Origin of the sequence: Rhodococcus sp. ARC_M5 (genome assembly GCF_022810405.1) — a bacterium.
Classification (GTDB): domain Bacteria; phylum Actinomycetota; class Actinomycetes; order Mycobacteriales; family Mycobacteriaceae; genus Rhodococcoides; species Rhodococcoides navarretei.
In genome coordinates this window covers 667500-690727 of record NZ_JALGQE010000001.1, presented here as the reverse complement: position 1 = coordinate 690727, position 23228 = coordinate 667500, and the positions used below count along the sequence as shown (strand labels likewise).

Here is a 23228-nt window from a genome sequence, read left to right as displayed (position 1 = left end):
ACCGTTGACGGCCAGCTCGATACTTCAGGCAATGAACCGCTTGCTCGTGCATCACGATTGCCAAGATGATGCGATCGGGGTTGATCGATGTACGCGGGACGGTCCACCCGACTTGCCCTCGTTCGCGTGACACGCGAACGTCGCCTACGTGCTCGCGCTCGGGGCAGTTCTGGTCCCGGTTGCGCGTGGCGGGCTCCGATGACCGAATCCGTGGACGGAAAGCGATGTTTCGCCGCCTATGCCGTCGACTGCTTCAGTGGTTGTAGTCGCAGAGGACCAAATCGAGAGTCTGTATCTCGAACGGACCGGTGTCTGCGATGTACCACTGTGCTCGAACAAGTTGATTGCCGTTCGGAGTAACGAATCGTGAATGGTGTTGCGTCCGAACTGAAATGAATCATTGTCGCCTCTGGTTAGCGAATGTTCGCAATATTTCAGCCATTTTCGAGGTGTCATCTTGCCTGGTGCACAGGCAGACCGGGGACGGGGCCAGATCTTCGACGGGGACAAAGGTCACGCCGGGGTGGCGGTGAAAGTCGGGAACGTATTGGCTGGTGATCGCGATGGCGTCACCGGTTGCTACGACCTCGAGGAGTTCGTCGATGGTTCGCACCGATGGTCCGTAGGTGACGGGTCGCCCGCTCGGGCGAGGGTCGCAGGCCCACCAGCGCACCCAGTCGGGGTCTGCTTCGGTGTCGCTCACGTGGGGTTCGCCGTCGAGGTCGTCGATCGATACCGATGTTCGCGTAGCGAGAGGATGTGTGGATGCGAGGGCGACGACTCGCTCTTCGGTGTAGAGGATATCGAAGCGCAACCCCCGGTCGTCGGCAACGGGTGGGCGAACGATCGCAGCATCCACGACTCCGCGTCTGACCGCTGGTGCCTGATCGGGCCAGGCAAGTTCGACCAGCTCTAGGGTCGAGCGCAGAAATTCCCGGCGCACTCGATCCAGCAACGGCCCTGTCTGCATTCCGATGGCAGCGGTCATGAAGCCGATACGAAGTCGACCACCTTCATTTGTCGCCTGTACTGCTCTCTCGGCGGCTGCGACGGCCTGTCGGGCGTGCGGAATGAAGTGCGTTCCAATTTCGGTGGGCCTCAACGGGTGCATGGATCTGTCGATCAGTTCGACGCCCAACTTACGTTCGAGTGCGCGGACTTGTTGGGTGAGCGCAGGTGGGCTGATGAAGAGTTTTTCTGCTGCGCGTCCGAAGTGGCCCTCGTCGATCACTGCGAGGAGGCAGGCGACTTGGCGGAGGTTGAGTTCGACCACGCCTGACTCTCTTTCCTCAGTAAGCGCCAACCCCGTGAGTTAAGCGAATGCTTAACACCTCGAGCAAATTCGTAATGTACATCACAGGTCTTGACGCGCGATAGTGAAACGGCCATCACAGTCAACCTCGTCGATTGGGCCCGTTCAGGTTCCGTCTCGGACCGAGCCGGCTTTCGCTTCGTCGCTAATTCAAGGAGGGCACCACCATGCCTGCCACTACTTCCGTCGGCCCCGCGTTCTGGATGACCAATCCGGGAACAACTCCGAAAGGTACTCGTCGAGAGTTCGTGGACCACAACGATATTCCGTGGACCGACTGGCTGATGCCGGGCACCCGGTTCCGTCTGCTGTACGCCAATCTCGTCACCGGAAGCTTCACCGTGGTGCTGCAGGTCGATCCGGGTGTGCAAGCGACCCCGCACTGGCACATGGGCAACGTGCAGGCGTACATCCTCGACGGAGGATTTCACTATCACGAGGACGATCCCGGCTTGACCGGCACATACACCTGCGAAGTTGCCGGCGCCGTCCACGAGCCGATAGCCCCTGAGGGTACGACCATGCTTGCCTTCGTGGAGGGCCCTATCGCTGGCTACATGCCGGACGGCAGCCTCGGCGTCATCGCCGACGCTCGCCTGCACTACTACATGGCTCGCGACAACGACGCCATAGCGCGGGTTCAACTTGTCGACTACGCCACCGACCCTTCGACCGAGCTGCACGACAAGAGCGGCCACTGATGGGGCGACTGGCAGGGAAGGTTGCTTTCATCACCGGTGGTGCCCGCGGTCAAGGCCGCGCACACGCGCTCCGCTTCGCAGAGGAGGGTGCCGACATCGTCGTCGTCGACGCGTGCACCCAGATCGAGACGGTTCCCTACGCACTGGCGACAACGGAGGATCTCGAGGAAACCGTGCGGCTGGTCAAGGAGCGCGGCACCTCGGTGATCGGTGTACAGGCCGACGTTCGTGACCTCTCGTCGCTCGAGCACGCGCACCACCTGGCACTCGAGCAGTTCGGGAAAGTCGACATCCTGGTCGCAAACGCCGGTGTCGGAAGTTTCGGCGGTGCCGCCGAGATCACCGAACGGCAATGGCAGGACGTCATCGATATCGATCTGACCGGAGTATGGAAGACCGCCCGAACGGTCATTCCCGCCATGCGTGACCGCGGAGAGGGAGGATCGCTGATACTGACCAGTTCGGTGGCGGGCTTGGTTGCCTTCTTGAACTTGGCGCACTACACCGCAGCAAAACACGGAGTAGTAGGCCTGATGCGGGCTCTCGCTGCTGAGTTGGCACCCCACAACATTCGGGTCAACTCCATCCACCCCACCACAGTCGACACACCCATGATCGACAACGTCGAAACCCGAGAGCTGTTCCTCCCCGGAGTTGACAATCCCAGTCGGGAGGTCGCATCCGAATTGATGAAAGGCCTCAACGCGCTACCAGTCCCCTGGATCGAGGACATCGACGTCAGCAACGCAGCCCTGTGGCTCGCCTCCGACGAGGCACGGTACGTCACCGGTGTGGCGTTACCCATCGACGCCGGCGCAAGCGCTCCATTCAAGATTCCACACCAGTAACCCCGTGATGTCACCGCCGAAGTAGGACAAAGGAAGTGAGTAAATGAGTACCCTCGACACAGTGCGAACGATCTCTCCACGCTCCTCGTACGAGGATGAGTTCGTTCACATGATGGACGACGTCGATCTGATGATCGACACATTGGACAACCCCCTTCACCGCAAGATCCTCATCAACTACCGACGTCACGGATTACTCGAGGTGTCCGGGCGCTACGAAGAATTGATCTCCCCGTCCATGACGGTGCCGCACCCGCACTACCGTCTCTTCGAAGGCGGGCAGGGCACGATCATCGACGGTAGGGAATCCGTCCGCGCGTTCTACACGCAGCTTGCGAAGATGGACATGTTGGTGATGTGGACCGGGAAACAAAAGATGGCGGTCAACGATTGGGGGTTCGCGGGCGAAGCCGAGTTCAGTCAATTCGTACCAGGACACCTGTTGCGAGAGAACGTCTTCGATGGAATCAAAGAGGGCGATGTGGATGAGGTGTCGACGTACGATTCCAGCGTTTACTACCTCGTCCGGCGCACGCTCGCGTTCGTCTGGCCCTACGACGAGCACGGGAAGATGATCGGCGAGCACGTCTACGAAGATGTCGAGTCGAAAGTTGTGACCGAGGTGAGCATCGACGATGTCATCACTGCACCTCGCGCCGCGGAACTACTTGCACCCATCATCGACAAGTACGGCATCCCGAGCTAGTTCGCGACTACGCAGTCGATCCGGGCCATATCGCGAGCGCCGATGCAGCAGAACAGTTCTGGATCGGTGGCTCGCGGTTGCGACTTGTGGGGCACACCCCTGTTCAGCCGAGGAGGATTTTGCTTTGACGACACGTGCGCCCAGCTCTGCCTGCGGGGCCGGCGATGTTCCTATGTTGCACGAAACGATCGGTGCCAACCTGGATCGCACTGTCGCGCGTTACGGTTCGCGCGATGCGATGGTGGACCTGCGTACCGAACGCCGGTGGACGTACGACGAGTTCGACGCTGACGTAACAGCGCTCGCCGCGGGTTTGCTTGCCCGGGGAGTGCGGACGGGTGATCGCGTAGGCATCTGGGCGCCAAACTGCCCGGAGTGGACCCTTGTGCAGTACGCAACGGCGCGGATAGGGGCAATTCTGGTCAGTGTCAACCCCGCCTATCGATCGCACGAGCTTCGGTACGTCCTGAATCAGGCCGGGGTGTCGGTACTGGTTTCGGCTCGAATGTTCAAGACATCGGACTACGGCCAGATGGTCGAGGCGATGCGCAGCGAGTGCCCTGCTCTCGTTTCGGTCTACTACCTTGGTTCTTCTGAGTGGGACTCTCTGCCGGTCGACGGGCGGGCGGCCTTGAAACAGAACGCAGACATGGTCGCCGACATCGCATCATCACTGTCGACCGACGACCCGATCAATATTCAGTACACCTCGGGCACAACGGGTTTCCCGAAAGGGGCCACGCTGAGTCACCGCAATATTTTGAACAACGGGTACTTCGTCGGCGAACTGTGCGGGTACGACGAACGCGACCGGGTGTGCATTCCGGTGCCGTTCTATCACTGCTTCGGAATGGTCATGGGAAACCTCGCCTGCACAAGCCACGGAGCCGCGATGATCGTCCCCGGGCCGTCGTTCGACCCAGCCGCCACACTCCACGCTGTGCAGGCCGAACGTTGCACTTCGCTGTACGGCGTTCCAACGATGTTCATTGCCGAGCTGGACCTGCCCGAGTTCGAATCGTTCGACCTGTCCAGCCTGCGAACCGGGATAATGGCCGGGTCACCGTGCCCGGTCGAGGTGATGAAACAAGTCATCGACAAAATGGGCATGGTCGAGGTGTCGATCTGTTACGGAATGACCGAAACGTCTCCGGTATCCCTGCAGACCAGACCCGCAGACACAATCGAACAACGCACAGCGACCGTGGGTCGTGTCGGCCCGCACCTCGAGGTCAAGATCGTCGATCCGATCGACGGTGATGTCCTCGGCCGGGGCACACCGGGGGAGCTGTGCACCCGCGGTTACTCGGTGATGCTCGGATACTGGGAGGACGAGGGAAAGACGGCGGAGGCGATCGACGCTGACGGATGGATGCACACCGGCGACCTCGGGGTGATGGACGAGGACGGCTATGTCGCAATTACAGGTCGCATCAAGGACATGGTCATTCGCGGCGGAGAGAACATCTATCCGCGCGAGATCGAAGAATTCCTCTACACTCACCCCGACGTCGCCGACGCTCAGGTCATTGGGGTGCCGGACGCGAACTACGGCGAAGAACTTATGGCCTTCCTTCGATTGCGCGAGGGTGCCCCCGTCATTGACGGCGACGACGTACGTAAATTCAGCGCGGGTAAGCTCGCACACTACAAGATTCCTCGATACGTCGTTATCGTGGAGGAGTTTCCGATGACGGTAACCGGGAAGGTCCGTAAGGTTGACTTGAGAGAAAAGGCGTTGAAATTACTCGGCAGAAGGTGACCATGTCCGATCATGTCAACGACAGTCAGCCGACGTGTTCGAAATTGTGCGGGTTTTAGCGATCATCACGTCTGAACGGCATTGATCCGTCCGTCCCACGACGACAATAAATGTCGGCTTTGTAGCGTCACTTTATGTCACTTCGTCGCAGCTGTGCAGGTCGACAGTCGCGTCCCGAGTCTTCATTTTTACAGGCAGCGCAATATCATTATCGGCGCTGCCTAAATACCCTTAAGAAAGGCATTGATGTCCACTCCAGTTCGAGAATCCCGGCGGGCCCTGGTTACCGGTGCCGCATCAGGCATCGGTCGCGCGATTGCCGAAGCCGTGGTCAAGTCCGGCGGCCGAGTGGTCGCCTTCGACCTCAACGAGGATGCACTCGCCGCAGCCGCCACCGAAATCGGAACGTCATACATTCCGTTCACCGGCAGTGTCGCTGAAGAGGAGGCGGTGCGAAGTGCCGTCGCATTCGCAGATCAGGAAATGGAGGGAATCGACAGTCTCTTCAACGTCGCTGGTGCGCTGCGACCTGCGCCAATCGTCGATATGGCCCAGCAGGACTGGGACTTCACCCTCGACGTCGTGCTTCGTGGCGTGTTTCTTTGCACGAAGCACGTGGCTCAGCGAATGATCTCTCGCGAAGCCTGCGGAGCGATAGTCAACGTAGCGTCGGTGAACGCGCACCTGCCGCTGTACGGCGGCAGCGCTTACTCTGCGGCTAAATCCGGTGTTGAAATGTTCGGGAGAAACGCCGCGCTCGAATTGGGCCGGTTCGGTATCAGAGTCAACACTGTCTTGCCTGGACTGGTCGCAACACCCATGACTGCATTTATCCTCGACAACAAGAGCATCATGGCCGAGTTCAACGCTAACGCAGTACTGAAGCGGCCAGCGCAGCCGTCTGAAATTGCTGGCCCTGCGCTCTTTCTTGCGAGTTCCGCCGCGAGCTATATCACCGGAACCGGCCTTGTTGTCGACGGTGGATACGAAATTGGCGGATATCCAGATCTGAGCAAGTATCTTTGATGCGATTGTCAGGGTTGAACCGTTTCCGGGCCTGATATTCGCGGCCCAGCAACTACAAGACGGATCGAGCAGGCAGTCGGGTCTCGAAATTCCGGCCGCGCAATGGCTGTGACGAATCTTGCCCGTCCGACGCCGAAGTGCGCTGATGCAAAGTCTTCGCAGGATCGCGGGTGCCTGGCCTGGAGCAGTAGTTGTCCAACAAAGTTGTTGGACAACTGCGTGGGGCCCGCAGCTGCACCTTCCCACTGACTCGAGGGCGATATGGGTGCGCGACGAATGAGTCTCGTTGCTTCGAGGCCGCACGGACCGTCGATCGCTAGGACGCCCTCCGTCCCCTGTTACCGTGGCTGTCCGACACCGGTCAGGACTGTTCGGTGCCACAGGATCGGCGGCAGTTCGGTGTCACGAGGCTGTCACAACTGGATCTGACTGACCTGTTCAACCTGCTCGACACCCGCGGCCTCTGATCTTCACTCATCGAAGAATTTGTGACTGTTCCCGCCCCGGTAAGCACGAACCCAGCGATGATGCACAGCCGAGGCGCGCGGCGTTCCATGCCGGTGCGCTACACGCCGATATGATTGCGGCAGTTCGTGATTGAGCGCCGGGACGGTTGAGCCATCGAGCGGATCAGGGCACGTTCGATGGCTCAGCAGGGTCAGATGGTGCAGCGTGCACCTTTAGCCGGTAGTTCGAGGTCTATCAGGTAGTCGGCGATCGCTCCGTCGACACAGGCGTTGGCGGAGATAATCGTTCCGTGCTGGTTGGCCTCGACCGTGAGCAACCGCGCCCCGAGGGTGTCGGCGAGGCTGATGCCTCCTTCGTGAGGTGTTACGGGGTCTCCGGTGGCAGAGACCACGAGCACCTCGGGAAGCCCGTCGATGTCGGTGGCGTAGGGGTAGCCGAGCGTGGGCTCGGCCGGCCAGAACTCGCACCCGTCCTGCGTAGGGGGAGTGGATCCGGGGTCGAGGAACGGCACTGCCTCGTTGAGATCGCGGCCGAGCTGGGCCATCTCTTCCTCGGTGAACCGTTCCTCGTCGAGGCAGTTGATGGCGAAGAGAGCTTCGAACGAATTGCTGTACTCCCCACCGTCGGACCGGCCGTAGTACCCGTCGCGAATCGCGAGCAGAGCGTCGGGTCGTCCGGCTTTCAGTTCCGTCAGCCCCGCGATGATGGCGGGCCAGCTGGCTTCGGAGTATAGGCTGGAGACGATGCCTTCACCGGCGGCGAGGAAGCCGACCTCTCGTCCGTCGGCGGACATCAGCGGCTCTTCCTCGAGAGGTTGGAGGAGCTCCTGCACTGCAGCGGTCTTCTGCGCCGGGTCGGTGCCGAGCGGGCACGCGGCCTGCGTGACGCAGAAGTCTGCGAAACGCTGGAACGAAGACTGCAGTCCTTCACTGAGCTGGATCCTGCGATCCGCGGTGTCCATGAGCGGATCCACCGCGCCGTCGAGAACGAGCGCACGAACATTCTCGGGGAACATCTCGGCGTACACCGAACCGAGTCGAGTGCCGTAGCTGACTCCCGCATAGGTGAGCTTGTCATCGCCGAGTGCGGAGCGGAGCACATCCATGTCGCGAGCGACATCCCGTGTTCCGAGGTGGGCGAGTACCTCTTCGCTTCCGGAGCCGTCGGCGCATTTGTCGACAATGGCACGCGCGGATTCTTCCGTCCACTTACCGAGAGCCGACAGGGGTGCGTCGGCGTCGCGCTCCTCATCGGAGTAGCAGTCGATTGCCGGTGTGCTGAGACCGACTCCGCGCGGATCGAAGCCGACGATGTCGAAGCGTTCGGGGATGGGGCCTCCGGTCCACAGGGCGTTGACGAGCGGGGCGAGCGTCGTCCCCGCCGCTCCGGGACCGCCCGGGTTCAGTAGGACGGAGCCGATCGGGTTGCCGCCGGTGGCGGAAATGCGCGAGATGGCGATCTCGATGGTCGCGCCGTCGAGGTTGTCGTAATCCATCGGCACGGTGAGCATCGCGCATTCCGTCTTCTCTGCCGCCTCGACGACTTGGGGAACGGGAGGCTGGGAGTCCACGATGCTGGCATCGCACGCCCCGAACTCGAGCTCCTGCGCCATGAAACGTTCGAGGCCCACCTCGTTCGCGCTGTCATCATTGTTCGGTGCCGCACCGGAACATCCGGTGAGCATGAGCACTGAGGCAGCCGCCGCCATCACCGACTTCGGCCATCGCCGTCGTTCGTCGTCCTTCGATCGTGAATCTGGGGGAGTCGTGCGGGTCATGGTGGTGTTCCTTCGGTGGGGTTCAGCTGGCGAGTTCGTCGATCCAGCTCGATCGCATCCGTAGAGCTCGTTCCGTGCTCCCGATGACAGCGGCGAATCCGATGATCAGGTTGACGTGGAGCGGCAGTCCGATGGGTGAGGTGAATGTTCCGATCGAGTCGGCGATGGGGGGAATGAGAGAGAGGGATGCGATGATCTGCGGCACCTCCACGCAGAGGCCGCCGATGACGAGCAGGATCGAGATGAGACCGATGACGCGACTCGGACCGGGGTGCCGGTGGTGCAGCCGAGCGCGGCGTCCTTCTGCGGATGCGGGATCGGGAGACAGCTGCTGTTCGGTGCCGTCCTCACGCACGTAATGGCAGCGCTTGAGCCCGAATCCGGTAGCTGCGACCTCGATGCGCCCACCGGGGACGGGGAAGCGGGTCGGCATTTTTGCGTACGACTGCAGTGCGCCGTCGACGTAGAGGCGAGCGCGCACCTCACCGTCCTTCGCGTCGCCCATGTGGCGAACATCGACTGCGTAGACCGATGTTGTGCCGTCGTGTGCGGACAGTGATATGGATCGGAGCGATCTGCCGAACATCTGCCACCAGCGGTACCGGCGGAGCGGTTCACCCGATCCGGCGCGAACGCGGCGGTAGCGCCACTGCTTGATGCCCATCTGCTCGATCCTCGCCCTCTACTAGTACAGCGTGATAGTCGCTGATGACGCTAGCACACTGTGATGGAAAATGGTCACGGAAAAGCAGGCGCGAATGTTGAGTAGAAGCAACCAGGCGCGTGCCCAGATCCGCAGGGCGCAGCGATGCTGGGCGAGACACCCACGGTGTGCTCGAGCATGGCTCTACAGAGCGCAACGCAAGTCGCCGTCGGGAGTGGTGAGATCGACGAGATAGCGTTCGACGATCGAGTTGACGCATGGGTTCGCTGCGGTGGTGGCACCGTGCTGTTCGCCGTCCACGGTGAGGAGTCGCCCGCCGAGGTTCTCTGCCAGTGCCACGCCGCCTTCGTGTGGTGTCAGTCCGTCGCCGGTGACCGATACCACGAGTGTCTGCGGGAGGCCGGTGATGTTCTCGCCGTAGGGATAGTCGAGTATGTGTTCGTCAGGCCAGCCCTCGCATCCGTAATGTGTGTCCACGTCGAAACCTGGGTCCATGTACGGTGCCGCGGAATTGATCTCGGCGACTGTGGATGTCGTGTGCTCCGGTGTCGGTCGTATTTCGTCGAGGCAGTTGATGGCGAGCGTAGCTTCGGAAGAGTTGGTGTACGTTCCGTCGGGTCCCCGCTGCGCCGAGAGATCTCGCAGCGCAAGCAGTACCTCACCACGTCCGGCTCGTAGCTCTGCCAAACCGCGGATGACGCTGTCCCAGGCCTGGTTCGAGTAGAGACCGAGGGTGATGGCCTCGATCGCCGAGTAGTAGGTCAGCCGACGACCGTCAGCAGTCCGGACCGGATTGTCGACAAGTGGTCGAAGCAAGTCCTGGGCCGCATCGGTCGCTCGGGCCGGATCGCTTCCCAAGGGGCAATTGCCTCGTTCGATGCAGTAGCGAGCCAGCTCGTCGAAGGAACGCTGCACGCCGGAAAACGTCTGGATCTGGCGTTCGAGAACATTCTTGCGCGGGTCGACTGCGCCGTCGAGAACCATCGCGCGGACCCGGTGCGGAAACTGTTGCGCATAGATTGTGCCCAAACGTGTTCCGTAGCTGGCACCGAGGAACGTCAGCTGCTCGTCGCCGAGCGCCGCGCGCAGGACATCGAGATCTCGGGCCACGTTCTGGGTACCCATCTGGCCCAGGACATTCATACCGCCGCTGCGTCGAGCGCACTGATCGAGAACCGAGCGGGTCGATTCCGCGCTCCAGGCCAACGCCCCAGCGGGAACTCCGGACACGATGGCGTCATCGTCTCGTTCCTGGTCGGTGTAGCAGTCGATGGCCGGTTGCGAGGTCCCGACTCCGCGTGGGTCCATCGATACGATGTCGAAGTGTTCGCGAGCGGGACCGTTGCCCCAGGAGTCTGCGACCGCGGTCACGAATCCGAGACTCGGGGCTCCCGGGCCGCCGGGGTTGACCACGACCGATCCGACGCGATCGTTCCCGGTGGCTCGAATGCGGGAAATCCCGAGTTCGATGGTGGGCCCGTCGACAGTCGCGTAGTCGAGCGGTACTTCGAGCGTTGTGCACTCGACCCTGTCGTCGGCAATGCCAGTGACAGCAGGGTCGCACGCAGAGAAATCGAGCATTTGCTGTTCGTAAGGTGTCGGTGCAGGCGAAGGCTGCGGCTGAACCGAGGGCGGTGCGCTGCACGAGGTGAGAGCCCACAATCCGGCCATCGTCACTGCGGCCGTTTCGAGCATTGCCGTCCGGCGGCTGTGATCCTTCCGATTCCGGTGGGATCGACTGTGAAGCATCGTAATTCCTCTCTCGGAGGCTCGGCGGCGCAGGTGCGAGCGCTGTGTGGTTCTCTTCCAACGGCGCGACTAGTACGGCGTGATAGTGAGCTCAAGGTATCACGCTGTACTAGAGTCGGGGAGGTGTCGGACAATGTGGAGACTCGAAAAAGCGAACCCAGTACCAAGGACCGAATTCTGATCGCGGCCGCGACGATGGTGTCCGAGGATCCGGGTACCCGGATCAGCGTCCGAGCGGTCGCCGCGCGAGCAGGGGTCAGTACCGGATCACTGCGTCATTTCTTTCCCACGCAGCGAGCGTTGATGGACGAAGTCGCCGCGGGAATCACCGGACTGGTGGCGAGCAAAAATGTCATCGAAGACGGCACTGTGCCTGCCGAGGAGAGACTGTTGGCGTGTATGCAGCAGGTGTTGTCAGCCACCGGGACCGGTGAGCAAGCCCGAGATACGTGGCGACGGACGTTCGGCACGTACCTCAGCGCGGAGCTCAACGCCGATGCCATCGACACGTACCTCGCTTTCAGCGCGGCCGGACTCCGGCACATAGAACACTGGCTGGACGTCCTCGACAAAGAAGGTGCCCTGCCGCCGGGTGACAACACCCAGCGCGCCGCCTACCTCAACGTGGTACTGGACGGGCTCTCCGTAGCACGAGCCCTCCCGACCGACGCTACTCGAATTCGCTCGGAAACAGACGTTCTGCAGCACGCCATTTCGATGCTTTTTCACACCGCTGCACCCATGCCGAAGGGCGACTCGGACTGACTTCGACGACGAGCTTCCGATCCACATCCACTGTGCTTCCGATCATGGCAGACTACGGCCGCCGAGGTGTTGGGCGAGAAATTTCTCCACCTCGCGGTAGTAGCGAATACTGTTCTCCGGGTTGACGAATCCGTGGCCTTCGTCGTCGAACACGAGGTAGTCGACGTCGACGCCACGTGACCGCAGTCGCTCGACGACGTTGTCCGATTCTGCCTTGACGACCCGAGGATCGTTGGCACCCTGCGCAATCAGGAGCGGCGCGCGAATCGCGTCGAGCTTGGAGATGGGTGATCGTGCGAGCATGTCGGCCAGTTGATCGGGATCAGTGGGGTCGCCGACGAATCGGTGCCAGCTGTTGACGATTCCGGGACCGATGAAGGCCGGTTGGGTGCGCATGAAGTTCGACAGGTCCGAGATGCCGACGCAGTCGATCGCGGCGGCAAACGTGTCGGGGGTGAACGATGCGCCCACCAGCGCCGCATAGCCGCCGTAGGAACCACCCATGATGGCCACCCGCTCGCGATCGGCGTACCCCGCCTCGACTGCCCAGTTCACTGCATCGATCAGATCGTCGTGCATCGCGCCCGCAAATTCGCCGACCCCGGCGTTCATGTGCGCTGTGCCGTATCCGACCGACCCGCGAAAGTTGACCTGCAACACTGCATATCCGCGGTTCGCCAGCATTTGCGCGATGGGATCGAAGTTCCATGAATCCCGATACCAGGGGCCGCCGTGCACCACCAGAACCATCGGGAGATTCTCGGGTTCCACGCCGACCGGAAGCGTCAGATACGACGGCAGAGGCAGACCGTCACGCGCCTGGATACTCACCGGCACCATCGGGGCCATGTCTCCGGGATCCAGGTGTGGGTAGGGGCGGAAGAGTCGGCGACTCGATCCCGTGTTGTGATTGTAAAAGTAGGTGACGGACGGATCGCGGTCGTGGACGAAGCTGACAATCCATTTCTGTCCGCTCTCGTCGCAGGACAGTGCTCCGATGTCACCGTCGAACAGTTGCTCCAGATTCTTCAGTATCTCTGCGAAACCCGGTTCCAATGCATGGATCACCTGGCGTTCTCCCAGGTACCGAACACCGATGAGCTCTCCGGTTGCACTGTCGCAGATCAGCGGTGGCGAGGTCTGCTCGACGGCTCGTCGCGCACCGTCGAGTTCGAGTGTCGGGTGACTGTCGACGACGGTCTCCTCACCGGTCTCGAGGTCGAGGCGGATCAGATGGGCCAAGTCGCGCCCACGATTGGAACCGAGCCACATGCCGGTACCGTCTGCGGTGATCTGCATCGGATTGATGCCCATCGGGTAATCGGTGCCGTCGAACGACGCCACCGTGGTTTCTGCGCCGGACCCGTCCAACCGGGTGATGTCGATGGTGCCGTCGGCGGTCATCGCGAAGACGAACACCTTGCCGTCGGAACCGAGCATCGGATACCGGCCGACGCCCGGGCTCTGCCGGATCATCGTCAATTCACCTGTGGCGATCTCGATTTCGTAGAGATCGAACTCGGCGATGTTTCTCGCATTGATCAGGACGGTGTACACCCCTGCCTTGCCCCGCACCGGTTCGATGGCCACCGCGCGAGAACCGGGGAACGGCGTCAGATCGACTGTCGTCGCATCTGGATCCTCCAGGTCGACCCGGAACACGTGGTTGTTCTCGTCACCGCCGGTGTCCTGCAGATACAGCAGCCAGCGAGGGTCGTCCGTCCACCGGAAATCGTGCACACTGCGAGTCTCGTCCGCGGTGACGCAGCGTGGTTCGCTGCCGGGCGCGAGGTCCTCGATCCACACGTTCAGTCGGTTCTTCCACGGCGCGAGAAACGCCATCGTGCTGCCGTCCGGTGACATCGTGGCACCGGAGCGAACGGGTGGGCCGAAGAAGTCCTCGACCGAGATCAGTGGGGGTGCAGTCATGATTCGTCCTTTCGTTCGGCTGCTACAGAGCGCAGCGAGCCTCTGCCGGTGGGGATTGGAGATCGACGAGGTAGTTCTCGACGATGTCGTTGACGCAGGCGCTCGTTGCACCGAACGCCACGGTGTGTTGTTCGCCGTCGACGGTGAGAAGCGAGCCGCCCAAGGTGTTCGCCAAGTTGACGCCTCCCTCGTACGGTGTGGACGGGTCGCCGGTGATCGAGATGGTCAGAGTGTCGGGGAGTCCGTCGATGTCGGTGGCGTAGGGGATGTCGAGAGTCGGTTCTGTAGGCCAGAATTCGCAAGGGTCGCGTGCGCCGTCCGGTCCGAGGCCTGCGTCGGTGAACGGTGCTATCTCCTGGATCTGCCGCTTGAGATCGACTTCTTGTTCCGGAGTGTTGCGCTGTTCGTCCATGCAGTTGATCGCATACAGCGCTTCGGAGAAGTTCGGGACGGTGCCGTCGGCGTCGCGCCCGCCGAAGATATCGTTGATCTTGAGAAGCGTATCGGCCTGTCCTGCTTGGAGTTCGGCGATGCCCTTGGTGATGACCGGCCATGCCGAGGAGTCGTAGAGCCCAGCAATGACGGCACCGTATGCGGCGTCGAAGTCCATGACGCGGCCATCGCCGGTGACAATGGGGTTGTCGATCAGCGGCCTGACGATCTGTTGGAAGTTGTCGACAGCCTTGCTCGGGTCGGTGCCCAGCGGGCAGTCAGGGGCGCTCGTGCATGCCGCGGCCATGTCGTCGAAGGCCTTTTGGAAGTTGGTGTATTGGTAGATCCGGCGCTCTGCGGTGCCCTGGCCCGGATCGATTCCGCCGTCCAGAACCATCGCGCGCACGTTCTCCGGGAACATCTCCGCGTAGACCGCGCCGAGTCGTGTTCCGTAGCTCTGGCCGAGGTAGCTCAGGGTGTCGTCGCCGAGCACTGCCCGGAGAATGTCCATGTCGCGGGCAGCGTCGCGGGTACCGACGTGTTGGAGGACGTCGTCGCCGCCGGATCGTTCGGAGCACTGGCTCACCAGCTGCCGTGCACCGTCCTCGGTGAGGGTTCTCGAGCCGGTGAGTACCGTGGTGTAGGCCTGTCCTGCCTCATACTCCTCATCGGTGAAGCAGTCAATGGCAGGGGTGGACGCACCGACGCCGCGGGGATCGAATCCGATCAGATCGAATTTTTCGGTCAGCGGGCTCTGCGCCCACGTCGCCGTCGCACCTGACGCCGCCATACTCATTCCAGGCCCGCCCGGTCCGCCGGAGTTGAGCAGGAGCGAGCCCACTTTCTCGCCTCGGGCGGGTGCTTTCAGCAGCGCGATCTGCGCCGCCCGCCCATCCGGGTTCTCGTAGTCGAGTGGCACGTCCACGCGGGCGCACTCGAATCCGGGGTCACTGGAAAACAGTTGCTCGTCGGTCGTGGTGGTGCCGTAGCCTTCGCACGGCTCGAATGTCACGCTCTGGTCGTAGAACTGCTGCAGATCGGCCGACGGCTCGGAGTCGGCGTCCGGTTCCGGCGGCGACTGGCTGCAGGCACCGAGCAGCAGCATCGACGCCGACGCTGCAGCGAAGAGTTTCGCTCTCCTGTTGTCGATTAGGGGCATGATCGGTCGACTCCTGTCGAATTGCAGTGTGTTGATGTTCTATTCGGGATCGGCGGCGTTGAGTGCCGCGACCTGTCGCAGCACGTCGCGTTGGGCGGGGTTGTACAGGTCTTCCACGGCGACTGCGAGTGCGCGAGTCACCCGTCGTCTGTCGCCGTCGGTTTCTGTGTCGTCGAACAGGGCCGGGAAACGAGCCGCCAGCTGACGAACATGCGGAGCCATTCGTTCCGCCAGATCCCTGGTGGTGGCGCTGTCGGCGTCGGCCGGGAGGTCGTCGAACTCTGGATCTGTGGGCAGCTGAGGAGTGGACCGCAATAGGTCGCAGTAGGCGTCGAGGGCCGTCGGATTCAGTACAGTGCTGGCGAAGGTGATGAACTGCCGGTCTGCTGTCGTCAGATGTCTTGCAGCAGATCCGAGTTCGGGTGGCAGATCGGTCGGAAGGGAGTCGTGGAGAAGCATCGCGATCTCCAACCGTGCTCGCTGCAGGCGATCGATCGTTGCGCCGAGTTCTGCATCCAGGGTGCGCAGTGCTTGTTCGGGATGGTCGCGCCCATCACCCTGAGCGGCGATGTCGGCCAACGAGAATCCCAGTTCGGTGAGGCGTTTGATCTGCATCAGCCGTACGAGATGCGTGACGCTGTACTGCTTGTAGCCGTTCGAGGCACGCTCGGGCTCATCGAGTAGTCCGACATCGTGGTAGTGCCGCACCGACTTCAGGGTGGTGCCGGCGAGATCGGCGATCTGTCGAGTGCTCCAGCCCATGTCGCTCTCCTCCGGTTCGATCGGGTCGGGATCAGTGTCGACTGTGACCCAACGGCATAGTCAAGTGTCAACTGCGCACAGGAGGTCCTACGCAGGGGTCGAGTGAACCAACTGCGCCGTGGAGCGGCGGAAGGCCCAGACGGTGACGAGCACTGCCGCCGCGAGCAACGGGGTGCCCATTGCGATCCGAGCAAACGCGAGCCACCCGGTGGCGTCGGTGTCGTACAACCAGTCCTGAACGACGTAGCGGGCACCGAACAACACGGCGAATGTCGACGTCGCGATGTAGTGGGCGCGGGCGACCGAGCGATTGGATCGCCAGGCGTACTCGTTGCTGTGCAACGCATTCCATAGCAGTCCGGTCAACGGTCGTCGAGCGAGTATCGAGGCCAGCATCAGCGCAGCTCCGGCCAGGCTCAGCCAGATGCCGATGAGGAAGTAGCCGCCTGCCGACCCCGTCCAGGCGGCGATACCGCCTGCGACGACGACACCCAGTAGTCCGCCACTGGCTTGCGCGGTCGGCTCGCCTCGCTTGACGCGAAGAACAGTGATCACCAGAGCGATGGCGATCGCGACGCCGACGGCGACCGGAAGAGCCACCAGAGCGTTGGCTGTCACGAATGCGACGACTGGAATGGCTGTGTAGATCATTCCGCTGGTTCCGCCGAAGCTGTCGAGCAGAAGCTGTGTGGCATTGACCTTTTCAGTGGTCTTGCCACCGGGAACTGTCTGCGTCTCGTTGTTGTCGGCCGATGTCGATTCCGGCGTGTTCATGGTGCCCTCCTCGTCGATGCGTCGGTTCGCTCTGTGCATCCCCTACTGTCGTCTCGGCGACCGGGGCACAACAGTGCACACAAACATTGGATGTGGTGACAACATCATCGGCAGGACATGACAGATGTCATGTCCTGGCAGTGTGACCGCTAGGTCGGTGGCCCGAGAACAGCGTCGACTGCGTCAGAGAGAATTGGTTTTTTGCTGAACCGCCAGAGCACTCCAGGCGCAACGCGGCTCTGGCGGCTCCGCAACTCCAAGACAGATCAAGCAGGCGGCCGGGTAGCGAAACCCGGCCGTACAAGGGCAGCGACGAAACCTGCCCGTTCGACGCTGAAGTGCGCTGATGCAAAGTCGTCGCGGTGGATCCCGCAGTTGCACAGTCCTACTGAGTCGAGGGCGATATGGGTTCGCGACGAATGAGTCTCGGTGTCACGCGTCGGCACGGAGCGTCGATCGCCAGGGCGCTCTGCGTCCACCCGATACCGTGGCTGTCCGACACCGATCAGGACCGTCCGATGTCGGAGGATCGGCGGCAGTTCGGTGTCACGAGAGTGTCACAAGTCGGTACGTTCGGACCTGGACTCGTCCGGACAACTATGCACAAAAAACGTTGCAAATAAGCAAATATCAGGTCCATTGAAGTTCGTGCAGATCCACTTCTAGGGACTTGAAATCCGCACAGCTTCGGTGCGAGTCCGACTGTGGGCACCGGATTTGCGCGTGGAAGATGCTCAACTGGCTTTTCGGACGATTCTCATTGGACCGCCACAGTACACAACAAGTTCGAGGGAGCTGGTCAACTGAATCATCCCAGGCTCGATGACGATCAGGATGCGATGTGCGCACGGAGTTCGAGGTGTTCGGGCGCGAGGGTGTCGATGACGGCTCGGTCGTGGCTGACCACAGCGAGTCCGGCTCCGTCTGCGGCGAGTGCAGTGAGTAGTCGCATCACGTCGCGGGTGGCGATCGGGTCGAGCATGGACGTCGGCTCGTCGCACAGGATGTACAGCGGCCGTTGCACGAGGATGCGCGCGAGGCATGCGCGTTGGAGTTGCCCATCGCTCACCTGGGCCGGGAATCGCTTCAGTAGAGCAGTATCGAGGCCGACGCGGTCGCACACCGTCTCGAGATCGATCGCCTCCCGGTGAATGGTTGCGGGCTCGGCCACGATCGCGGCCAGGGTCCACCGCGGATTGCACACCAGTCTCGGGTGCTGAGCAAGGAGAGCGATCGACCCTCGCGAGGGCCGTGCCTGCTCATCCCATGTCACGGTGCCTGTGTCTGGCTGCACCAACCCGGCCAGTACCCCGAGCAGTGTCGTCTTTCCGACGCCGGACGGGCCGGTGATGCCGGTTGTCGTGCCGGGGGTAATGGTCACCGAGACCTGTTGTAGGACAGCGGTGTCGTCGTACGTCACGCACACATTCCGAGCTTCGATCATATCCTCACGCCTTCGAAGAGAGCGCGGACGTAGTCGTCGTCGTGCGAGAGGACTGTCGTCGGTGTGGCCTGGAGGACCGTCGTCCCCGCCCTCATCACGGCGATGGATCCACAGGTGCCGGAGCGCATCATCGAGGTCAGATCGTGAGTGACGATCAGCACGGCTCGACCGTCTGCCGCGATGTCGCTCAACAGTGCCCAGACCTGTTCTGCCAGAGCTGGATCGAGTGCCGATGTCGGCTCGTCCGCAATTACCAGATCCGGTGATCCGGCGAGCGCCGCGGCGATCGCGGCGCGCTGCGCCATCCCGCCGGACAATTCGTGCGGGTACAGCCGCGCGGTCGATGGTGGGAGTGCTACCCGATCCAATAGCTCCGACAGGGTGTTTCGGCTTCCCAGGGTTCGCGCGACCTCGGCGAGCTGGGAGCCGACAGTGCGCACGGGTGTGAACGAGGTAGCGGGCGACTGCGGAATCAGCCCGATGCGGTGCCCGCGGAGTATTCGCCAGTCGGCCTCGGTCGGCACCGCGCGTCCGGCTATGTCGAGAGTCCCGGTCGTGTATGAACCCGGCGGCAGCAGCCCGCACAGTGCGGCCGCAACGAGGGATTTGCCACATCCCGATTCGCCGACGAGGGCGGTGACTCGGCCGGAGTCGACGTCGAGATCGACGGAGTCCAGTGTGCGAACGAGAGTGCCTCCGCGGCTACGTGAGTCGATGTCCACGGTGTATTCGCGAAGTCTGGCCGCCGTCACCACACCGAACCCCCGGGTGGAGTGAGTCGTCGTCGCAGCATCGACAGTCCCAGGGTGAACGCGAGCGCCGTCACCACCAGCGCCGTGGCCGGAACGGCGAGTGTCCACCACGCGCCGAGCATCACATCGCCGCGGGCCTGCCCGAGCAGCGTGCCCAGGCTCGCGCGATCGGGTGACAGACCGACACCGAGAAACGACAACGTCGATTCGTGCCAGATGGCGTGCGGGATCAGCATCGCCAGCGCGACCAGAATCTGCCCACCTACCGACGGCGCCAGGTGTCTGCGTGCAACGAACCATCGGGACGCGCCGGCCAGGCGGGAGGTACGTACCCACCCGGAATCTGCCGTCGCCAAGACCTCGGCCCGCACTATCCGGGCAACAGAAGGCCAGTGCGTCAACGAGATCGACGCCACCACGGCAAGTGGTTCACCTCGCCACAGCGCCGCGATGACGATACCCAGCACCAGGTGGGGGAGGGCGTTGACCGTATCGACCACGCGCATGACGACGGCATCGAACCACCCGCCGGCAGCCGCCGAGGCAACCCCGATGACCACTCCGATAGCGCACGCGATCACCGCGCAGAGTACTGCGATCAACAGCGAGATCCGCAGCCCCTCTGCTGTTCTGGTGAGCATGTCGTATCCGGAGTGATCGGTGCCCAGCAGGTTCGAGGCGCTCGGCGGCAGCAGAGCGGAAGCGAAATCCGCGGTCTGCCGACCGGCGATCATCGGGATCAGCACTGCGCCGAGTGTGATCGCGAGAACCACGAACCACGGCGAATCCGGAATGTATCGACGCCGATAGTCGAGCTCATCGTCTCGGGCGGTCATGCAGCGATCCGCACTCGTGGGTCGATCGCGGCGGTCGCTGCGTCGGACAATGCCGATCCCAGCAATACGGCGAGGGCCGCGGCGGTCGTGGTCGCCGCCATCAACGAGAAGTCCAGTGCCGCAGCCGATTGGACCAGCGCCTCGGCCATCCCTGGCCACCCGAACACGGTCTCGACAATCGCAGCACCCGCGATCAGCTCGGGTAGCCGGGTGCCGAGCAGCGCCAGAGTAGGAGCCACCGACGTCGGCAGTACGTGCCCACGCAACAGAGCCCACCCGTAGATCCCGCGTGCCCGCGCCGCGCGCACCGCATCGGAGTCGGCCGAGTCGACAACCGCAGCCCGCATGGACAGAAGAAGCCACGGGATCTGCGACACGGTGAGCGCGATCAGCGGAAGAACGGCATGCGCGGCGATCCCCGCGGCCGAGTACGTAGTGCCCGGTGCCCGTGCACCCGAGGTGGGAAACCACCGGAAGGTCACTGCGAACACCGAGACCAGAACCAGCGATACGACGAACGGCGGCACGGCCGCGAAAGTCGTGGACAGGACCGAGCACGCCCGATCGAGCATGCCGCCGCGGCGCATCCCGGCCGACGAACCCACTACGACGGCGGTCACGGTGGCCAGAATCAGGGCGAGAGCAGACAGTCCGAGCGTGAAGGGCAGACGTTCGGCAAGGACTGTCGAGACCGGGAGGGACTGGGTCGAGGACCATCCGAGATCGCCGTGCAGTAGGTCGGTCAGCCAGGTCCACCATGCGGTGTACCACGGTGTTTCCGTTCCGTACGCGTCTCGAAGTTGCTGCCGCTGAGACAGAGTCGCACTCTGGTAGCTGTCACCGAGGTACGCGGCGAGCGGGTCGAGAGGTGATAGCGACGCGAGTGCGAACATGGCCGCCGAGACAGCGACGACCGTCGGGATCGCGATACCGGTACGGACGGCGAGGATTCGGCCCACTGTCCGGGCTCGAGTTCTACTGCGCACGTGCCCACGCCGCCAGGTGCCACCATGGACCCCACGAGACGCCGTGCGAGTGCGGTTCGAGAATGGGTGGGGTCTGGTTCCAGCCGAGATCGCGATACGCGTATGCATGGTCGAGAAAAGTGAGAAACACCGAGGACGGCTGCTCCACGTAGAGCTGCTGGATCAGCCGGTATCGAGCGTCGTTCTCGGGTCCGGACGCGGAATCGCGAGCTTGCTGCAGTGCTTCGTCGAGACCCGGCGCGGTGAAGTTGCCGGGGTTGGCATAGGGCGAGGAGTCGTCGACGCGGGTGTGCAGGGTGTCGAACACCTGCGAGTCGATGCTGTACGGGGTGTCGCCGCCGCCGAGCAGCACTGCCGAGTCGCCGAGGCGGGTCTCGATCTCGTCCCACCCGGTTCCTCGGGGCCGGACATCGATACCGACGGGTTGCATGGCGGCGGCAAAGGCTACCGCCAGATCCCTCCGCACAGAATCCTGAGCGTTGTAGAGAAGCTCGAACGACGCTGTGGCACCGTCTTTCTGGCGTACACCGCTTGCGCCGACGCGCCACCCGGCGGCATCGAGGGTGGACTCGGCGGCGGAAAGGTCGAACGGGAATACTGCTGTCGGCTCGTAGGCGTCGCCGTAGACATCGGCCACCGGTGTGCTCGCGGGGCGACCGTACCCACCGAGAACGTCGTCGACCATGCCCCTTCGATCGACGGCGAGATTCATCGCGATCCGGGCTTGGAGGTCGGACGTGAACGCATTGCCCGCCGGAAGCGAGACACCGCGCCAATCAGCAGATTTCACGCCGACCGTCTTCACGTCGTCGTTTCCGTCGAGCGCGGCGACGGCAGTCGGAGGCAGTGACGTGCCGGAGACCTCGCCCGTGGCGACGCGCTGCACTCGGGTGTTGTCGTCCGGGGTGTAGGTGATCACCAGTCGCGTCACGTGGGGAGCCTCGCCCCAGTAGTCCTCGCGTGCGGTGAACACGGCCTGATCTGCGCGCAGGCTGTCCAGCATGTACGGCCCGGTTCCGACCGGCTCGGTGTTCAGTAACCAATCGGCCGCGGGTGCCTGCTCGACCCGCTCCGACGGAGCGATGCCGAGCAGGAGGTACGGTGACGGGTCTGCGTCGGTGGTCATCGTTATCACCACGGCATCGGATCCATCGGCGACGACATCGACGATCGGATCGAAATCCGTCGAGATCTCGGATGCGACACTGGGATTCTTCACGGCTTCGTAGGTGGCCACTACGTCCGCGGAGTCGAAGTCGGTGCCGTCCGAGAATGCGACGTCCGCACGCAACGCCACTCGCCACTGCCGCGGTGCAATATTCGTCGGGACCGAGTCGGCCAGGGACGGAACGAGATCGGGAAGCGCGGAGTCGGAATCGGCATCGGGGCGGAGCAACCCCTCGTAGACCGGGGAGACGCCGAGTGCCCCGTAGCCGGACACCGGACTGAACCCGCCGAGTTCCTGGCTGTCGGCCAGCACGATCGCCCCGCCGGAGCTCTCGTCGGACGGTGACGCGCATCCCGCGGCGGTGAGGGCGAGGGCAACAGCTGCACCCAGAATGCGGGCGATGGACGGTGTCACGGACTGCTCCCCGGGTGCATGCTCGATCGAAATATGTGTCCAGGCAGACACATGTTGTGTGCCGTAGCGTAGCAGCAGCATTGGGAACCAGCAGCGCGGGAGAATCGATGACCGATAGCGACGACATCGAGGAATGGTCGACCCGCTTTGCCGTCCTGTCCGATCCGACGCGGCTCCGTCTGGTCAGCTACATGCACGAGAAATCCGGTGCCACTGTCGCCGAACTCGCTGCCGCCGTGGGCATCACCGAGAACGCGGCGTCGCAATCGCTCCGCGCTCTCAGGGCCCGTGGGTGGGTCGAGACCACGAAGTCGGGTCGGACGGTGCACTACCGGGTAGTCGCCGACGCGATCGTGCACCGGATCCTGCACGACATCATGGGCGCGGAACACCGCCATGACTGACACCCTCGACGTCAGTCGTGGTGTTACAGTCGCGCTGCGTTGGTTTCCGGCGGCCCTCTCTGTGAGGTTCGTCGGATCGCAAGAGGGAATCCGGTGTGAAGCCGGAACTGCCCCGCAGCGGTATGTGAAAACGACCGCGGTCAACAGCACTGAGCCCACGGGCTCGGGAAGCGACCGCCACTAGGTTGTCATCGGGAGCATCCGGTGACGTGTTCACGAGTCCGAAGACCTGCCAACGCGGCCGCGCCACCGGTGCGGTCGCTTGTCGACTCCGTGGGACATGGTCGACGAGATGCAGACCGTGTTGGGACAAGTCTGTCGTCTTCGTCTGGGCTCGTGTCATGAGAGCCGCCACGCCTGACGTCGACGACCTGCAAGGAACGTGCCAAC

Annotated in this window: 20 protein-coding genes and 1 riboswitch; of the genes, 7 read left to right on the top strand and 13 right to left on the bottom strand. The window is 62.8% G+C overall.

Going from position 1 to position 23228, the window contains the following annotated elements:
* Positions 1-397: 397 nt before the first annotated feature.
* Positions 398-1273: a LysR family transcriptional regulator gene (locus MTX34_RS03015; RefSeq protein WP_243608395.1), complete on the bottom strand. Its 876-nt coding sequence runs from the start codon at positions 1271-1273 to the stop codon at positions 398-400.
* A gap of 206 nt (positions 1274-1479) precedes the next feature.
* Here MTX34_RS03015 and MTX34_RS03010 point away from each other — a divergent pair, with 206 nt between their 5' ends.
* The 5 genes from MTX34_RS03010 to MTX34_RS02990 all read left to right on the top strand — a co-directional run bounded on the left by MTX34_RS03010 (position 1480) and on the right by MTX34_RS02990 (position 6355).
* Positions 1480-2013 (top strand): 2,4'-dihydroxyacetophenone dioxygenase family protein, encoded by a 534-nt coding sequence (locus MTX34_RS03010; protein ID WP_243608394.1) that lies wholly within the window; start codon positions 1480-1482, stop codon positions 2011-2013.
* A complete protein-coding gene (locus tag MTX34_RS03005) occupies positions 2013-2861 on the top strand; it encodes a mycofactocin-coupled SDR family oxidoreductase (protein WP_243608393.1) in 849 nt (282 codons plus the stop codon). Before MTX34_RS03010 ends, MTX34_RS03005 begins: the two co-directional genes overlap by 1 nt.
* Positions 2862-2904: 43 nt before the next feature.
* Positions 2905-3567, top strand: coding sequence for a hypothetical protein (locus tag MTX34_RS03000; protein ID WP_243608392.1), 663 nt, complete (start codon positions 2905-2907; stop codon positions 3565-3567).
* A 172-nt stretch (positions 3568-3739) separates the two neighbouring features.
* Positions 3740-5329 (top strand): AMP-binding protein, encoded by a 1590-nt coding sequence (locus MTX34_RS02995; RefSeq protein WP_243608391.1) that lies wholly within the window; start codon positions 3740-3742, stop codon positions 5327-5329.
* 246 nt (positions 5330-5575) lie between these two features.
* On the top strand, positions 5576-6355 hold the full coding sequence (locus tag MTX34_RS02990; protein WP_243608390.1) for an SDR family NAD(P)-dependent oxidoreductase: 780 nt from the start codon (positions 5576-5578) through the stop codon (positions 6353-6355).
* A gap of 658 nt (positions 6356-7013) precedes the next feature.
* Here MTX34_RS02990 and MTX34_RS02985 read toward each other — a convergent pair.
* The 3 genes from MTX34_RS02985 to MTX34_RS02975 all read right to left on the bottom strand — a co-directional run bounded on the left by MTX34_RS02985 (position 7014) and on the right by MTX34_RS02975 (position 10845).
* A complete protein-coding gene (locus tag MTX34_RS02985; RefSeq protein WP_243608389.1) occupies positions 7014-8600 on the bottom strand; it encodes an alpha/beta hydrolase in 1587 nt (528 codons plus the stop codon).
* Between the two features lie 22 nt (positions 8601-8622).
* A complete protein-coding gene (locus MTX34_RS02980; protein WP_243596255.1) occupies positions 8623-9264 on the bottom strand; it encodes a hypothetical protein in 642 nt (213 codons plus the stop codon).
* 183 nt (positions 9265-9447) lie between these two features.
* Entirely contained in the window at positions 9448-10845 is a 1398-nt protein-coding gene (locus MTX34_RS02975) for an alpha/beta hydrolase (protein WP_243596256.1), read from the bottom strand.
* A gap of 291 nt (positions 10846-11136) precedes the next feature.
* Between MTX34_RS02975 and MTX34_RS02970 the strand changes: the two genes are divergently transcribed.
* Positions 11137-11778 carry a TetR/AcrR family transcriptional regulator gene (locus MTX34_RS02970; protein ID WP_243608388.1) on the top strand — a complete coding sequence of 214 codons (642 nt, stop codon included), beginning with the start codon at positions 11137-11139 and terminating at the stop codon, positions 11776-11778.
* A gap of 42 nt (positions 11779-11820) precedes the next feature.
* Here MTX34_RS02970 and MTX34_RS02965 read toward each other — a convergent pair whose 3' ends face one another.
* The 9 genes from MTX34_RS02965 to MTX34_RS02925 all read right to left on the bottom strand — a co-directional run bounded on the left by MTX34_RS02965 (position 11821) and on the right by MTX34_RS02925 (position 22434).
* Positions 11821-13707, bottom strand: coding sequence for an alpha/beta fold hydrolase (locus MTX34_RS02965; protein ID WP_243608387.1), 1887 nt, complete (start codon positions 13705-13707; stop codon positions 11821-11823).
* Between the two features lie 22 nt (positions 13708-13729).
* Complete coding sequence (locus MTX34_RS02960; protein ID WP_243608386.1) at positions 13730-15298, bottom strand: alpha/beta hydrolase; 1569 nt, start codon at positions 15296-15298, stop codon at positions 13730-13732.
* 39 nt (positions 15299-15337) lie between these two features.
* Entirely contained in the window at positions 15338-16060 is a 723-nt protein-coding gene (locus MTX34_RS02955) for a MerR family transcriptional regulator (RefSeq protein WP_243596260.1), read from the bottom strand.
* Between the two features lie 87 nt (positions 16061-16147).
* Complete coding sequence (locus MTX34_RS02950; protein ID WP_243608385.1) at positions 16148-16834, bottom strand: DUF3159 domain-containing protein; 687 nt, start codon at positions 16832-16834, stop codon at positions 16148-16150.
* 829 nt (positions 16835-17663) lie between these two features.
* Positions 17664-18254 (bottom strand): ATP-binding cassette domain-containing protein, encoded by a 591-nt coding sequence (locus MTX34_RS02945; protein ID WP_243608384.1) that lies wholly within the window; start codon positions 18252-18254, stop codon positions 17664-17666.
* Between the two features lie 20 nt (positions 18255-18274).
* Positions 18275-19030, bottom strand: coding sequence for an ATP-binding cassette domain-containing protein (locus MTX34_RS02940; RefSeq protein WP_374638803.1), 756 nt, complete (start codon positions 19028-19030; stop codon positions 18275-18277).
* Positions 19027-19866, bottom strand: coding sequence for an ABC transporter permease (locus tag MTX34_RS02935; RefSeq protein WP_243608382.1), 840 nt, complete (start codon positions 19864-19866; stop codon positions 19027-19029). Before MTX34_RS02935 ends, MTX34_RS02940 begins: the two co-directional genes overlap by 4 nt.
* Positions 19863-20960 (bottom strand): ABC transporter permease, encoded by a 1098-nt coding sequence (locus MTX34_RS02930; RefSeq protein WP_374638802.1) that lies wholly within the window; start codon positions 20958-20960, stop codon positions 19863-19865. The genes MTX34_RS02935 and MTX34_RS02930 overlap by 4 nt, the downstream gene beginning before the upstream one ends.
* Complete coding sequence (locus MTX34_RS02925) at positions 20842-22434, bottom strand: ABC transporter substrate-binding protein (protein ID WP_243596266.1); 1593 nt, start codon at positions 22432-22434, stop codon at positions 20842-20844. The genes MTX34_RS02930 and MTX34_RS02925 overlap by 119 nt, the downstream gene beginning before the upstream one ends.
* Positions 22435-22541: 107 nt before the next feature.
* Here MTX34_RS02925 and MTX34_RS02920 point away from each other — a divergent pair, with 107 nt between their 5' ends.
* Positions 22542-22838 carry a helix-turn-helix transcriptional regulator gene (locus tag MTX34_RS02920; protein WP_243596267.1) on the top strand — a complete coding sequence of 99 codons (297 nt, stop codon included), beginning with the start codon at positions 22542-22544 and terminating at the stop codon, positions 22836-22838.
* 23 nt (positions 22839-22861) lie between these two features.
* A riboswitch (cobalamin riboswitch) is annotated at positions 22862-23090 on the top strand.
* Positions 23091-23228 lie beyond the last annotated feature (138 nt).